The organism is Colwellia sp. D2M02 (assembly GCF_018860755.1).
Taxonomy (GTDB): Bacteria; Pseudomonadota; Gammaproteobacteria; order Enterobacterales; family Alteromonadaceae; genus Colwellia; species Colwellia asteriadis.
The window spans coordinates 1-15,989 of record NZ_JAHKPW010000036.1 but is presented as its reverse complement, the minus strand read 5'-3'; the positions used below and the strand labels follow the sequence as shown (position 1 = coordinate 15,989).

The following is a 15,989-nucleotide window of genomic DNA, read 5'->3' as shown; positions in this document are numbered from 1 at the left end:
TTATTTGTCCTTACTTGCTTTAAGTACTGAGTCAGCTTGAGAAAGTGCTGTAATTCTGCTTGATAAGCTGAACAAACGAATAAAGCCTTCAGCATGCTTTTGGTCGTAAACATCATCAGCACCAAAGGTTGCAAACGCTTCTGAATATAAGCTGTTTGGTGAACGACGTTGAATCACTTGTGCCATACCTTTGTATAACTTAACCACAACATCGCCCGTTAGCTTTTCAGCAAATGAAGCCGCTGAAGCTAATTGTGCTTTAGCTAATGGTGTAAACCAACGACCATCGTAAATAACATGTGAGAATTCAAGACCAACTGACTCTCGGTACTTTAATGACTCTTTATCTAAAATTAAGGTTTCTAATCCTTTGTATGCCGCCATTAATACCGTACCACCTGGAGTTTCATAACAACCACGTGACTTCATGCCAACCAAACGGTTTTCAACGATATCAATACGACCGACGCCATGAGCAGCCGCTTTATCGTTTAGGTACATTAATGCGTCATACGCACCTGCTCCGTTTTTACCTGAAAAGTCTTTACCGTCAACAGCAACTAATTCACCTTCTACAAAGCTAAGCGCTACTTTTTCAGGCGTGTTAGGCGCATCCATAGGATCTACGGTCATAGTCCATACTTCTTTTGATGGCTCACACCATGGATCTTCTAACTCACCACCTTCATGAGAAATGTGCCATGCGTTTGCATCACGGCTATAAATTTTAGTTAATGAAGCTGAGCAAGGAATATTACGCTCTGCTAAGTAATCTAATAAGTCTTCACGAGAAACCATGTCCCACTCACGCCATGGTGCAATAACGGTTAACTCTGGCGCTAACGCTGCAAAACATGACTCAAAACGTACTTGGTCATTACCTTTACCTGTACAACCATGACAAACAGCATCCGCACCAACTTTTAATGCCACTTCAACATGGGCTTTAGCAATAACTGGACGCGCCATTGAGGTACCTAATAAGTACTGACCTTCGTATACGGCACCCGTTTTAAGAATTGGGTAAATATAATCTTTTACATACTCTTCTTTTAAATCAACAACGTGACACTCACTTGCGCCCGATGCAATAGCTTTTTCTTTAATGCCTTCAAGCTCTTCTTCGCCTTGACCGACATCCGCACAAAAAGCGACAACCTCACAGCCTTCATAATTTTCTTTTAACCACGGAATGATAGCTGAAGTATCTAAACCGCCAGAATAAGCCAGAACGACTTTTTTAATTTTTTTCTTTGCTGCTAATGCCATGATTTTCTCTCTAAAATTTGTTTAATTTGTTAAGTTAACAATTAAAATCATTAACTGGGTTATTTGGTTTTCTACGTTAATATCTCTATTTTTCTCTGTTAGCTAAATTAGCTGAACAAAGAAACTAATACTGCGTTTTGCGCCCACATTCTGTTTTCTGCTTGTTGAAAAACTACTGACATTTCACTATCAAATAATGCGGTGGTAATCTCTTCTTCTAAATGTGCTGGCTGACAATGCATTACAATACTTGCATCGGCTTTTTCCATTAATTCATGGTTCACTTGATAAGGCGAAAACTTCGCTAAAATGGCCGCTTTTTTACTGGCATCTTCATCACCCATCGATACCCAAGTGTCGGTATAAATAACATCTTGATTACCAATAACATTAATATCAGTAGTGCAAGTAAATTTACTGCCTGACTTAAGGGCTAACTGTTCGGCTTTACTGATCATTGCTGCAGTTGCTTCATGCCCTTGAGGTGTTACTAACGTAAAATCGACCCCTAAAGTAGCCGCCATAATCATCAATGAATTTGAAACGTTATTACCATCGCCAACATAAGCTAATTTTACCGTTGATAAATCGCCAAACTGCTCAGTTAAGGTGACAAAGTCTGCGAGTGCCTGACAAGGGTGGTATAAATCACATAATGCGTTAACCACCGGAACACTTGCATGTTCAGCTAAGTCTTGAATAGCATCATGGCTAAAGACACGCGCGACAATTAAATCAGCAAAACATGATAAATTTTTTGCATAATCACTGACCCGTTCACGCTCACCTAACTTGCCATTTTGCTGACCTAAGTAAAGTGCGTGTCCACCGAGCTTATTGATACCCATATCAAAACTAACGTGAGTTCTTAGTGATGGTTTTTCGAAAATCATTGCCACAGATTTACCCGCAAGTATTTGATTATACTGTTGTGGTGATTTTTTAATTTTTATTGCTAAATCAATTAAGGCTAATAATTGCACTTTTGTTAACTGATCGTCAGCTAAAAAATGTGCTAATTTGTTGGTATTTGTAGAAGTCGACATAAGTATTTTCTCTAAATTAGTAAATAACAGCTTTGATATAAGTTGGTGAGCCTTGCAACCTAATGAGGTTGAATTTGTGTACCCACACCTTGGCCATCAAGCAATTGCATAATTTGCTCTGGCGATTGCCAACTGGCAACCGCGATACTTCGTCGTAATTGTTTAGCCGCATGTAACGCAGCATTCACTTTAGCGGTCATACCGTCAGCAATAACACCTTCATCAATAAGGCTGTGAGCTTGCTCATGATCAAGTGATGATAAATACTCACCATCACTACCTTTTACGCCATTAACATCGGTAAGTAGTAAAAGCTCAGCATTCAATAATTGACAAATAGCAACGGCAGCATCATCAGCATTAACATTTACCAGCTCACCACTAGGCAAAGCGCCAATAGATGAGATCACAGGAAGAAATTCAGTTTTAAGTAAGCGGTCTAATAATTTACTATTATTGGTTTTAGGAACACCAACAAAGCCTAATTCTAATGGGGATAATTCACAGCTAACCATATCGCCATCATTCAATGATAAACCAACCGCCATAAGTCCCATGCTATTAGCCGTAGCAACAATAGATTTATTCACAGTACCTGCTAAAGCACCGCTAATAATAGACATTTGCTCACTGGGTGTTACACGCAAGCCATGCTTTTTTTCTGTGGTAAAACCGGCTTGGGCTAGCATTTCATCAACCACACAGCCACCGCCATGTACTAACACCACTTGCTTGTTACGCAGCTTTGCAATAACCGCTAACAAAGCTTGTAAAGCTGATTCTTTCTCAAGAATTGCGCCACCAATTTTAATCACTAAAGGCTTAGTTGCTGTTGTTTTACTTGTGGTTGAGAATGTATTCATTAGTATGCTCTAGTTTTTTACATTTGGACTAGCGGCTGTTACCGATAGCATTGAGTATTCACTAGGTAAACCTAATGAAATATTAAAACACTGTAAGGCTTGTGAAGCAGCGCCTTTGAGTAAGTTATCTATAGCACAACTCACTACAACCACATGTTTTTCTTCATCCACTTGCCAATGAATATCAGCAAAAGGGCTATATTCAACATTCGCAATTTCTGGCCACGCACCAACCATTCTAATTAAAGGTTTATCGCCATAAGCCTGCTGAAAAGCCATATCAACCTGCTTAGCACTCACTTCTTCTTTCAATTGCATAGTAACCGTTGCCATTAACCCCCTTTTATAAGGCGCAAGGTGCGGGTTAAAAATCACGCTAGCATGTGCTTCTTGTGATATTTCAGGTTGGTGTCTATGCTGTAAAACATTGTAGGCTTTCAAACTCACTTCATTAAAGTTAGTTGCTAAACTTGCACTTCTTCCTGCCCCACTAACGCCGCTAATACCGTTAACAACAATTAAAGAGTTCTCAACATGTAACTTATTAATGGTTATTGGCTTAAGCCCTAATAAACTCGCCGTTGGATAACAACCAGGTACGGCAATTAAGTTAGTTTGTGCAATGTCTGTTTCTTGCCACTCCGCTAAACCATATTGTGCGCTATTTAGTGCATCAATATTGGCGTGTTCAAAGCCGTAATATTTAGGGTAGTCTGTTGACTCTTTCAAACGAAAACCGCCTGACAAATCAAAAACCTTTACGCCTGCATCAACAAAAGCTTGTGCCCAATCAGCACTAAACTCATGTGGTGTTGCAAAAAAGACTGCATCTAAATGCACGGCACAACAATCAAACCAACTAGCAGAAAACGCTTCTAGAGGTAAATCACAAAGGGTTTTAAAACGCCCATGTAAATCACTAAAAATCTTCCCTTCTGAGCTGCTATTTTCAGAAACTACTAAATGTTCTATAGATACGCCATCATGCTGGCACAGTAAGCCCACAAGCTCAGCGCCAGCGTAACCACTAGCACCAATTACTGCCACTTTTTGCATACTGTTATTCGAATCTAATCTAGCCTTTGCCATTTTTGATGTAGCCTTATCAAAGTATGTTATTTACACTATAATGCTAAGTTAACACTAGGTGGGTAGTTATGCAACTAATTAGCATAACTATTTAATCTTTTATTCCAATTTTTTGAGATATGTCATGACATCATTACCTAATTTCACCGATAGCCTCTCGCAATTAATAGCCTGCTCTTCTATTAGCTCTACATTACCAAGCTGGGATCAAGGTAATTTAGAGGTTATTCAATTACTTGCTACTTGGTTTGAGCAATTAGGTTTTACCATTGATATACAAGCGGTACCTGATACAAGTAATAAATTTAACTTACTCGCTAAGCTAGGTAATGGTGAAGGCGGTTTGTTATTAGCTGGCCATAGCGATACCGTACCTTTTGATGAAAATCGTTGGCAGTCAAACCCGCATCAAGTATTAAATCAAGATGACAAGTTTTTTGGTTTAGGTACCTGTGACATGAAAGGTTTTTTTGCGTTTATTCTGCAAGTCACTAAAGGCTTGAATGTAAAACAGCTCAAAAAACCTCTTTATATACTTGCCACTGCCGATGAAGAAACCACTATGGCAGGAGCTCGATTTTTCGCGAAAAATCAACATATAAAACCTGACGTGGCCATTATTGGTGAGCCAACCAATTTAGTGCCTGTAGTGATGCACAAAGGTCATATGTCGCACCGAATTAGTGTTGAAGGTAAGTCGGGTCACTCAAGTAAGCCTAACTTAGGCGTTAACGCCATAGAGATTATGTATAAAGTCATTGGTCAGTTAATCAAATTAAAAGAAACGTTTGATACAAACTATAAAAATGATGCTTTTGATGTACCGGCACCAACACTTAATTTAGGTGCCATTTCAGGCGGAGATAATGCCAATAGAATTTGTGGCCACTGCCATTTAGACATTGATTTACGTTCACTACCGGGTATGAGTGATGCTGAATTAATTAACTGGCTAAGCGATGCCTTAAAACCACTAGCAGAGCAATATCCCGGTCGTATTACGTTTGAAGAAATGCACCCAAGTTCACCGAGCTTTGAGCAAAAGAAGCAAGAGCAATCAATTAGTGAGTGCTTTATTAGTGTTGCCGAAGAAATTAGTGGCCATAGTTGCTGTGCAGTAAACTATGCAACCGAAGCACCTTATATTCAGCAACTTGGCTGTCAAACCATAGTGATGGGACCGGGCTCTATTGATCAAGCTCACCAGCCTAATGAATTTTTAGCTCATAGTGAAATAGATAAAACCGAGAAAATTTTGCTCTCGATGATTCAGCGTTATTGTCTTAGTTAACCTGAGTTATTTACGCTCTTGTTATAGTTCTTAATAAAAATGGCACGTTCTATACGTGCCATTTTTTATTATTGATCGTGATTATTGTGGTGTAATGAAAACTTAATGTTACAAGTATTTCAATGCAGTAGAGTCTGGGTGTTTTTTCTTAAAACCTCGATACCACAAACAAAATGGATAAAGTAGTAACAATAACACTCCGGTAATAATGTAGGTATTTGTGAGGTTGGTAAAGTTATCTAAACCACCGTATGTAGCTGTACCCGTTAAAAAAATACGATGCACTAAATAAAACATCATCGACGTTTGCCCAAATACTAACAAAACACCATTAGGTCGAGTACCGATGCGTTGTTCTATTTTCATCATCGTTGCTAAAATAATCGCCATTAAACCTAGCTCTAAGGTAATAAAACTAATAGATGGTGGGTATTTACTTACGTGTAACCATTGCTGCCAGCTAAAGTCCTCTCGATACAAAAACATATTACCGTAGTCATTAAAATAACGTACCGTCACAAAGCTTATTATTAAAAAGCTCCCTAAAGTAAACAATAGTTTCGCTGGTGAGGTTTTTATCTTACCTTCACCAAAATCAAGAATATAGCGCCCGAATACCCAGCCTAAAATCATCACAGATAACCAAGGCACAGCGGCATAAGAAATACTTAAATCAGCGGTATTGTACTTACCCACTAGTAAGGCAACTATTATTGATTGCTCTTGTCCGTGAGCAAACCAAAATTGTGCGGTGACTAATTCACCACCAATAATCCACGCCAGCGCAATAACCAGTAATTGTGTACTTGATAAGCGACGGAAAAATGCCATACACATCATTGCGACTCCAATAGCATATAACACTTGAAAAGTAAGTTTACCTGAGAAAAATGATGTGATTGTTGGATCTAACAAGGCAATAAAAGCCCCTCGCAATAAAATATCTTTATCGATGCCTTTACTATCAATGCCACGAGCAACCTTACGCTCAACGCTAATAGCCAATGCAGTGCCGGCTAAAAATACAAAAACAGGTGCACAAATATGGCTGATCCAACGGGTAAAAAACTCAAACGCTGGTAATGGGTCTCCCACGGTATAATTGGCTGCGGAATCATTTGATATATGACCGGCATTATAGGCCATTGAAACGTGATCAAGCACCATGATAATCATCACAAAGCCTCTCATCCAATCGATAGCCGATATACGTGTTGACTTAACCATACCTATTAATATCCTTAATTAATGTTAGTCTGATTTATTCCATATTTTTTGGTGTGATTTAATAGAAAAGTATTCTTTTGCATGCCAACAGCGCGGCAATATATCGAGCTTTTTCCGTTCATGGGCATTAGAGCTTAATAGCTCTAAAATTTCATTTAAGCGCTCTTTACTTAATGATGCTAACTTTTTAGCCGTTTGAGTAAAGTATAAATTCATCGTTTTAGTAATGATGATGTCATGACCAAAGCCAATAAAAGCTAATTTTCTTGTGGTCATCCGACAGTGTGGTTCATCTGGATTTTTTGGGTAAAGGCTATTAACAATAGCATACTCGTAACAGTCACCCTTACCACCAAACTCACTAAATGGCATGTAAACAATACCAAAGCCCTGTGGAAACATACCGGTAATCTGGTATAAAGCATCAACCACATTTTGTGAACAAGCACCTAACTCGGCATTTTTATTTAGTACCTGATAAACCTGCGGCAACAGCTTATAGTTATAAGTACTTTTCGTTGAGAGAACGATAGAAGTATAAATTTGTGGTACTTTTAAAATATTGCCAATAGAGCTACGGGGTTTTACACTCGACTTTATTAACTGCTGAATAAAGTTCAGTTTTTCTTTCTCGTCTTTCTTAAATTGCTCACGTTCGGCTTTGGTGTTGCCAGCAAAAACAGGAATGCCAATACCTTCTGAAATATAATAAATAGTTTCACGGTAATTAATCTGCAATAAAGCTTTACGTTGCTCAGGCTCTAAAGTGCGAAAAGGGTTTTCATTACCCTCAGGTCCGTAAATTATTTCCTGGGCTTTAGGGTGAAAGTTACCAATATCTTGTAATAAAGCAGCCATTACAATAGGCACTTTTATTTGGTGAAGGAAGTGTTGCGCCTTTTCTTTGTCATAAGCGGTAAACTCTTTGTAATTACCTGCGGGGACATCTCCAATATATTTTAAAATATTGGTTTCAACAATTTGACCATCAATAATTAAGTGATCTAATAAACGTAATGCTAAAACCGCTTTATATAGTGGTTTACACATTTCATTACTTGCTGCGATCCTTTTTCCTTCGGTAGGGCAAAGTAACTGAATAGTACCTAAAACTTGTGCCGATTTTCGATTGCTTTCAGCAAAACTATCACCTTCAACAAGCTCTATAACTTCTAAACAAAGACCCAATAAGTTACTGTATCGGTCGGTACGTTCTAACTGAGCTAACTCTTCTTCATTAGGGGTAAGCTTTTCATCAGAGCTTTTGAATTCTTTATGCTCAAAATAATCAATGGCGCGATCAAGTAAGGTATCTTTTTGTGGACTTCTAGCATAAAGGCGAGAAAGTAAACGCTGCACTTGGCGAGTATGATAAGTTTGATGAGGTGAGTCGCTTGCCATGTCTTCACTTATTATTGATAAAAACTTAATAGATATTAATAATGGGAGCAAATAAACATAAAAGCAATAGTCACTTGCATAACTATTGCTTTTATAAACTAAAATCGGTGAGTCTGTTGCTCAGCTAACCTTATGCTACCAAACGAGTATTATTCGTTGATACCTTTAATCGTTACTTTATTTTGCTTATGCGCCAGTTGTTGACACATATTAACAAGATCTGAATGTAAGCCTCCAGCGGTAACATCCCGACCTGCACCAGGACCACGTATAATCAGTGCATTATCTTGATACCAGCGACTTTCAATTTTGAAAATATTATCGCACGGCGTTAAGGTTGCAAATGCATCACTACGCGGTAATACTTCTAAGCTCACCTTCGCTTTAACTTTTGCTACTGCATTTGTGGCGTTATTATCATCTTCTACACATTGTAAACGTGCAACATAACGTATACATGATGCTTTAGCGTTAGCACTTTCAAATGCTTCTTTGAAATAGCTATCAAGTTGACTTGCTTGTGCTAAAAACTCTTGCGTTGACAAACCTTGCAATGATTCTGGCACTAAGTTTTGACAAGTAATATCTGACAAGTCTAACTCAAAGCCTGCTTTTCTCGCTAAAATAAGTAACTTACGTTGTACATCTCGCCCTGATAAATCTTCACGAGGATCTGGTTCAGTAATACCTTGAGCTAAAGCATCTAGCAACAATGTTGAAAAGGGAACACTCGCATCGTAGGTTTGAAATATCCATGATAATGTTCCGGAGAAAATCCCTGATATTTCAGTGATTTCATCACCACTTTGACGTAAATCTTTAATAGCATAATTTATAGGTAAGCCAGCACCAACGGTAGTATTACCTAGCCACATGCTATGGTTAGCGGCTGCAGTATCAATTAATTTTTGATATTTTTCACTGCTCGATGAGGCAGCCCACTTATTAGCGCCAATCACGTGAATACCTTGTTCAAAAAAGTCTTGATACAATAAGCTAAATTGCTCACAAGGCGTGATATCAACCACAATAAGCTCATCATAAGGATGGTTACTTAACCACGCTAGTAGCTGCTCATTGGTGTATTCATGAGCGCTTTGTTCAAACATAGTTAAGGCTTGATTAACATCAATACCATCATTGTTAATTAATGCTTTTTTAGATGATAGTAAACCAACCAAGTGAACATTTTCTAATAACGAGATACGATTTAACTGTGCTGGTAATAACTCCAAAAAGCGTTGACCGATATTACCTAAGCCAGCAACAACAACACCAATATGTCGAGCGTCTTTCGTCATGTCGTGGTGAACATTATTTAATAACTCAATAGAGCAAGGCTCAGGCAAAACAGCAATTAAACTATGGTTGTTTTCGCCATTAGCTAAACACAAAGGTTGGGCTGTTTTTAATGAGCGTTTGAAACGTGCTCTAATATCACCATGCTCTGCCACTCGGTGACCAACAGTGGCAATAATAGACACGGGTTTAAAAGTCACTTCGGTATCGTGACTTGCAAGCCACTGACTTAGCGATTTTTGCTGCGCTTGTGTAATAACAATATAACCTTGCTCTTCATCTAAACAAATAGGAGCAAACTCGGCTTTTGCTGCTAATAATGATTCACCAATAAAACTTTCTGAGTGTGCTATTAATAAATCATTAAGGTAAGTAACCGATAACTCCTGTTTAGCAATTTGACCAAACTTACCAATTTCAGTTCCGACCACTTGCGGATCAAAACTACTCGCCACATGTAAGTGGGTATGATGCTCACTCAATGGGTTTACTAAAGGTAATAATGTTTTAGCATGCAATACGGGGTTACCTAAGCGACCAAGCTCTTTAGCAACACCATTAGGTAAACGATGTAATTTTCTGGCATTAGGAACTACACGTGGGTCGGCACTGTAAATACCGTTAACATCGGTCCATAAAGTTACGGTACGCGCAGCAACTAACGCCGCAATAATAGTTGCTGAATAATCACTGCCATTACGACCCAGCGTGCAATTATGTCCGCGGTTATCTTTAGCGATATAACCCGTAATAACCGCTAATTTACCAAACTGACGTTGCTGTCTTAACTGTGCAGCGCTAATCGCATAATCAACTAAACAATTTTGCTCATTTTCAATAACAAGAAATTCACGAGCGTCAATACTATTACTTGGACAAATTTGTTCATTTAATAATGCAGAAAGTAAGCGAGCCGACCAAACTTCGCCCAGTGCTAAAATATCATTGTGATGCAAGGCTAAATCACCTGACAACCATGTGGTTAATATTTCAATATCTTTACGCAATAAATGGCTAATAGTATTGGCATTATTTTCGTTTAGTAGTTCACTAATTAACTGCTCTTGCAGTTGAGTTAATAAAGCAACCGATTGCACGAGCTCAGCACTTAACTTAGCAATTTGTGCTGCTTCACTTTCATTACTTAAGTCAGCATTGAGCTTTTCAGCTTGTAATGTTTCAGCCTGAGTATAAAGAGCAAACAAGGCATCAGTAGTTTTACCATTTGCTGATACCACCACTATATCGTTCAACTGACAATGTTGACGAATAATCTCTAAAACACGTTTAATACATTCTGCAGTGGCTAATGAGCTACCACCAAATTTATGTACATGAATTGCCTGTTTTGCCAACTTATTTTCAGTGGTGTTATCTACCGCAAATTCATTTTCTAGTACGATACTTTCTTGTGTCATTCTCTTGCCCTATTTACTCTATCTATCGGCTTTTATTGTTGGCTTTGCGCTAAAGCGTGTGCTAAATCCGCTAAAATATCATCTATATCTTCAATACCTACCGAAATTCGTACTAATGATTGAGTAATACCTGCTTCTAATTGTGCTGCTATTTCCATGCCCGCGTGAGTCATGGTTGATGGGTGGCTGATCAAACTTTCAACCCCGCCAAGTGATTGCGCTAAGGTAAACAACGCAATGTTATCGAATAATTTTTTAACTGCCTCAACGCCACCTTTTACTTCAAAACTTAACATAGCGCCAAAATTAGATTGTTGTTTTTTCGCAATTTCATGGCCAGGATGATCGCTAAAGCCAGGATAATAAACGGCATCAATCGCAGCATGATCTTTTAAGAATGCGGCAACTTTGTCAGCATTTTCTTGATGTTGTTTCATACGAATAGGTAAAGTTTTCAAACCTCGCAATGCTAAAAAGCTATCAAATGCGCTGCCAGTAATACCAATACAGTTAGCCCACCAAGCTAATGTTTCACCAAGCGCTTGCTCTTTGGTTACTAAAACACCGCCAACCACATCACTATGACCATTAATATATTTAGTCGTCGAATGAAAAACAATATCAGCCCCTAACGTTAAAGGCTGCTGTAATGCTGGAGATAAAAAGGTATTGTCTACAGCAACTAATGCACCAACCGCATGGCACGCTTTGGTTACTTCTTCAATGTCAACTAAACGTAATAATGGGTTACTTGGACTTTCTAATAAAACTAACTTAGGCTTTTGCGCTAAGGCTTCGGCCAATGCCGCTGCATTATTTTGATCAACCACAATTAGCTTAAACTGCCCGCGCTTAGCTAGGTGAGTAAAAAGTCGAAAACTCCCACCATAGCAATCATGTGGGATCACAACAGTATCTTCTACTGACAACAGCTGACAAATTAAATGTACAGCTGCCATACCGGTACTGGTAACAATACCAACACTACCCTGCTCCAACTCAGCAATAGCTTCAGCAAAAGTTGCCCGCGTTGGGTTACCAGTACGCGAATAGTCAAACTGTCTTTTTTCATTAAAACCTTTAAGTGAATAAGTACTCGATAAATGGATAGGAGCAACAACCGCACCATGGTGTTTATCGGTATTAATACCTGCTCTTACTGCCGAAGTGGTTATATTTTTAATCGACATAATAATTTCCCCATTTAGCGCTTAATAACGCATTCAATTAGTAGCTCATACTTGTTGTAAAAGTACGCTGTAGTATTAACAAATAAAGTGAATTAACGTTTAGATGTTTGGACGTCTATAACTCTAAACATTTTAGCTAAAACGGTCAAGACATTTTAGACATCTAAACTTCTACTTGACTGCTTTTTCGCAACAGGTAAAATCTACGCTATCACAACCTAGTTGTACATCATAACAATACAGAGGAATAACCATGGCTCAGTGGAATGACGAGTATATAAATCCCTATGCCGAGCACGGTAAAAAGAGTGAGCAAGTTAAGAAAATTACCGTTTCTATTCCTTTGCGAGTATTAAAAGTATTAACTGACGAACGCACTAGACGCCAAGTCAATAATTTACGTCATGCAACAAATAGTGAATTATTGTGTGAAGCTTTTTTACATGCTTTTACCGGACAGCCTTTACCTGATGATGAAGACTTAGCAAAGGATAATAATGAAAAACTACCAGCCAGTGTCCGTCGCTTACTTGAAGCAAAAGGAGTTACTGACTTTAGCGCTTATGAAGTAGATGATGATTAGCCTCTTCTAAAGGCTGTTTTTCATATAAAACCAATACGCTAAAAAAGCTAAAAGGCACTACGAAGGTGCCTTTTTATGTTGTAAAAGATGAGAATACTAAAAATTGTAAAAGTTACTTAGAAAAATCAACAGCCCCTAGCTCAACCAATTATTTTTACGTGCAACAATGGCAACTTTTAAAAAGAGTAACGCAAAAATAGTTACCATAATTGGCATAATCAAGCCACTAGGACCAAATACATCAAAAGCGTTAGCAATAAAAAACGCGTGATACATTTGCACCACAATACCTATCAACGACCCTACAAATAAGTTTACTGCCCACGACATTTTAAACAGCAGCATAAAACTTGCGGTAGTTCCCGCAAAAACAGCAACAGCAAAAGCGCCATTCGCCCAAAGAGGCATATTTAAATACATTGCTTGCTCTGCTGGAGGTAACTTTTCTAGTAATTCAGGAGTAATCGTTATCTGACTAATAAACGCAAGCACACCAATAAGATTCCATAACAAAGCGATAATTGCTACTACCATAAACCATTTAGGTACCAGCACTGATAGCTCACCATCTAGAGTCTCTGCTTGAGTTTTAGCATTTAATGTTTCTTTCTGACTTTCCATGTTCACCTGTCTTTAACGTCTAATAATATTGAGTTGCTTAAACAACTTTTGTTTTAATAAGCATAGTAGCCCTACCTTAAAAGTAAAATAGCACCAAGCTATACTTAGACCTAGACTCAATCTTTGCCTTTGGTTAATTGCATTAAGCCACGCCATGACCTTTAGCGGCAACCCAAACTCGATACCATTGTTCAGCATTCATTGTTAAGGTTATTGCTCCTGTTGCTTCTTTAATTCTCTCTAAATTTCGGCTTCCAAGTAATGCAACAGGCTTTGAAGGGTGTTTTAATATCCAAGCATAAATAACTTGCTCTATCGAGCTTGCACCGATTTCTTCTACCAACTCATGCAAAGTTTTATGCAAGCGTATTGCTTTTTCACTGTTTTTATCGAAAACGCTACCGCCAGCAAGACAAGACCACGCCATAGGACGAGTTTTTAACCTTTGTAGCTGATCTGTGGTGCCATCTTCAAATACGTTAAAATTAAGTGGATTTATTTCAACTTGATTAGTAATTAGCGGTTTAGAAAGCCGTGATTGTAATAATTCAAATTGACTTGCACTGAAGTTTGAAACACCAAAGTGCTTCACTTTGCCACTTTGATGTAAGAGTTCAAATGCCTCTGCCACCTCATCGGCATTCATTAGTAAATCAGGGCGATGTACTAATAACGCATCTAACTGTTCAACGCCTAAACGTTTTAATGAGTTTTCTGTTGAGGTAATAATAGCTTCTTTGCTACTGTCATAATGAGAGACTCTATTACTATCAGAACTTGGCGCTACGCCATTAATACCAAATTTTGAAACAATTTCAATTTGCTCTCTCATACTTTTATCAAGCTTGAGCGCTTCACCAAATAGCTGCTCACTATTACCATAAATAGCGGCATTATCTACGGTTGTGATACCTAATTCGACATGAGACTTTAAAAAACTTAACCGCTGCTGCGCGGTGAAATTCCAAGCACCTAAGCGCCAATACCCTTGTACAAAAGTAGAAAAAACTGGACCATGTGGTGCCATAGTGATTTTAGGAATAGTGATCATAACAACTCTTTAATTAACTAAATATCTATGAGGGCGATTAACCTAGTTTACCAGCAAAAGCTAAACTATTTTGTCTAAATAGTGCTCTATCTTATACTAATCTATAATTTATCCCTTTACTGTCATCCATTAACATCTGTGCTACTATTTTAACAAATGTAATCTCTTTGTGAGTTTATGATCATTTATTTAGGTTAACCTTTTGTCAGGAAAAAGCCCCCACCACATTGACGACAGTATTCTTGGACAAATATTAAATAGTGTCGACGCTTATATCTATACCAAAGATATAGCAGGAAAGTACACTTATGCTAACCAAGCTGTTTTAGAGCTTTTTGATAAATCACTTGCTGAGATTATAGGTTGCGATGACAGCCACTTTTTTGATCTTGCACTTTCAGCTGAACTCACCGAAAACGATCAACAAGTTATAAAAAAAGCAATTCGCGTAGAAGGTGAAGAATATAATTTTATTAAAAATATACAAGCTGTACGCATTTTTAAAACAGTCAAAAAGCCTTTATTTGATGCTCAAGGCAATGTTAGTGGTATGTGCGGTGTATCTACCGATATAACCTCAGAAAAAAAGCTACAAGAACAAGTTAATGAGCAAGCGTACTTACTCGATACAATCCTCAATAATATAGATGCACATATTTATATGAAAAATAATGAGCGCACTTTTATGTATGTTAATAGTAAGGTCGCAGAGTTATTTGGAGAGAGTGCTAAAAATATTATTGGTAAGAAAGATTATGATGTATTACCCCAAGCAATAGCTGATCACTTTTATCAATCAGATAAAGAAGTCTTCGCGAGTAATCAAAAACAAGTGATCGACGAAACAGTTATTGATGAAAACAACATAGCTCATCACTATATTAGTACTAAAATACCTTTCTCTCAGCCAGGAAAACCACCTGCGTTGATTGGCTTTTCAAGTGATGTAACTGAGCTGTATAACTTGAAAGAACAATTTAAGAAGTTAGCGAATACTGATTCATTAACTAACTTATATAATCGTCGCTTTTTTACTAAACAAGCCCACAAAGAATTCCAACGCGCAAAACGTTATTCACAAGTAATGACGCTAATTTCTATTGATATTGATCACTTTAAAGTGATTAACGATAAATATGGCCACCCTGCAGGCGATAAAGTGCTTATTGATGTTTCAGCCTGTCTTAGCCAAAACTTAAGAGAGAGTGATGTACTCGCACGTATTGGTGGCGAGGAATTCTCTATACTGTTACCTGAAACCTCATTAGAAGATGCAAAAATACTAGCTGAGCGTATTAGAGTTGAGCAAAGTGAGTTAGTGATATCAGGTAAATGGCAAGGAGATATAAAGCTCACCGTCAGTATTGGCATGTCGAGTTTAACTGAAAACGATGTGACCTTTGACGCTTTATTTTCACGTACAGATAAAGCCCTGTACCTTGCGAAAACGTCAGGCAGAAATCAAGTATATACTTTATAAAAACATAATAGTGACAAAGAGCTTCGCTCTTTACTATGAATCAACAAAAATGCCGACACTACAATTGTCGGCATTTTTATTTTATAGGTTACATACAGGGGCTGTTGATCTTTCGAGATTGTTTTTGCAGCGAATTGTTAGTATTTATACAAGGCAGAGCC

13 protein-coding genes are annotated in these 15,989 nt (G+C 38.0%); 3 read left to right on the top strand and 10 right to left on the bottom strand.

The features are described 5' to 3' along the window. The 4 genes from KO495_RS05625 to argC all read right to left on the bottom strand — a co-directional run bounded on the left by KO495_RS05625 (position 1) and on the right by argC (position 4,267). The gene (locus KO495_RS05625; protein WP_215979420.1) at positions 1-1,269 is read right to left on the bottom strand and encodes an argininosuccinate synthase; all 1,269 of its coding nucleotides are present in this window, start codon (positions 1,267-1,269) and stop codon (positions 1-3) included. 107 nt (positions 1,270-1,376) lie between these two features. Further along, complete coding sequence (locus KO495_RS05620; protein ID WP_215979419.1) at positions 1,377-2,315, bottom strand: ornithine carbamoyltransferase; 939 nt, start codon at positions 2,313-2,315, stop codon at positions 1,377-1,379. Positions 2,316-2,374: 59 nt separating this feature from the next. Then, a complete protein-coding gene (argB, locus tag KO495_RS05615) occupies positions 2,375-3,178 on the bottom strand; it encodes an acetylglutamate kinase (protein WP_215979418.1) in 804 nt (267 codons plus the stop codon). Between the two features lie 9 nt (positions 3,179-3,187). Further along, entirely contained in the window at positions 3,188-4,267 is a 1,080-nt protein-coding gene (argC, locus tag KO495_RS05610) for an N-acetyl-gamma-glutamyl-phosphate reductase (RefSeq protein ID WP_215979417.1), read from the bottom strand. A gap of 124 nt (positions 4,268-4,391) precedes the next feature. Between argC and argE the strand changes: the two genes are divergently transcribed. After that, positions 4,392-5,558 carry an acetylornithine deacetylase gene (gene argE / locus KO495_RS05605; RefSeq protein WP_215979416.1) on the top strand — a complete coding sequence of 389 codons (1,167 nt, stop codon included), beginning with the start codon at positions 4,392-4,394 and terminating at the stop codon, positions 5,556-5,558. Positions 5,559-5,666: 108 nt separating this feature from the next. Here the strand turns inward: argE and KO495_RS05600 are convergent, their stop codons facing one another. From KO495_RS05600 to metB, 4 genes are all read right to left on the bottom strand, one after another. Then, positions 5,667-6,785 (bottom strand): heparan-alpha-glucosaminide N-acetyltransferase domain-containing protein, encoded by a 1,119-nt coding sequence (locus KO495_RS05600; protein WP_215979415.1) that lies wholly within the window; start codon positions 6,783-6,785, stop codon positions 5,667-5,669. A gap of 24 nt (positions 6,786-6,809) precedes the next feature. Next, positions 6,810-8,186, bottom strand: a complete 1,377-nt coding sequence (locus KO495_RS05595) for a hypothetical protein (RefSeq protein WP_215979414.1) — start codon at positions 8,184-8,186, stop codon at positions 6,810-6,812. Between the two features lie 149 nt (positions 8,187-8,335). Continuing rightward, positions 8,336-10,903, bottom strand: coding sequence for a bifunctional aspartate kinase/homoserine dehydrogenase II (gene metL, locus KO495_RS05590; protein ID WP_215979413.1), 2,568 nt, complete (start codon positions 10,901-10,903; stop codon positions 8,336-8,338). Positions 10,904-10,935: 32 nt separating this feature from the next. Beyond that, positions 10,936-12,093: a cystathionine gamma-synthase gene (gene metB, locus KO495_RS05585; protein ID WP_215979412.1), complete on the bottom strand. Its 1,158-nt coding sequence runs from the start codon at positions 12,091-12,093 to the stop codon at positions 10,936-10,938. Positions 12,094-12,346: 253 nt separating this feature from the next. Here metB and metJ point away from each other — a divergent pair, with 253 nt between their 5' ends. Continuing rightward, positions 12,347-12,676, top strand: coding sequence for a met regulon transcriptional regulator MetJ (gene metJ, locus KO495_RS05580; protein WP_215979411.1), 330 nt, complete (start codon positions 12,347-12,349; stop codon positions 12,674-12,676). A 135-nt stretch (positions 12,677-12,811) separates the two neighbouring features. On the opposite strand, the gene KO495_RS05575 is transcribed toward metJ, so the two are convergent. Beyond that, entirely contained in the window at positions 12,812-13,297 is a 486-nt protein-coding gene (locus KO495_RS05575) for a hypothetical protein (protein WP_215979410.1), read from the bottom strand. Between the two features lie 142 nt (positions 13,298-13,439). Further along, positions 13,440-14,348: an aldo/keto reductase gene (locus KO495_RS05570; protein ID WP_215979409.1), complete on the bottom strand. Its 909-nt coding sequence runs from the start codon at positions 14,346-14,348 to the stop codon at positions 13,440-13,442. Positions 14,349-14,550: 202 nt separating this feature from the next. Here KO495_RS05570 and KO495_RS05565 point away from each other — a divergent pair, with 202 nt between their 5' ends. Beyond that, a complete protein-coding gene (locus KO495_RS05565; protein WP_215979408.1) occupies positions 14,551-15,828 on the top strand; it encodes a sensor domain-containing diguanylate cyclase in 1,278 nt (425 codons plus the stop codon). Positions 15,829-15,989: the final 161 nt, after the last annotated feature.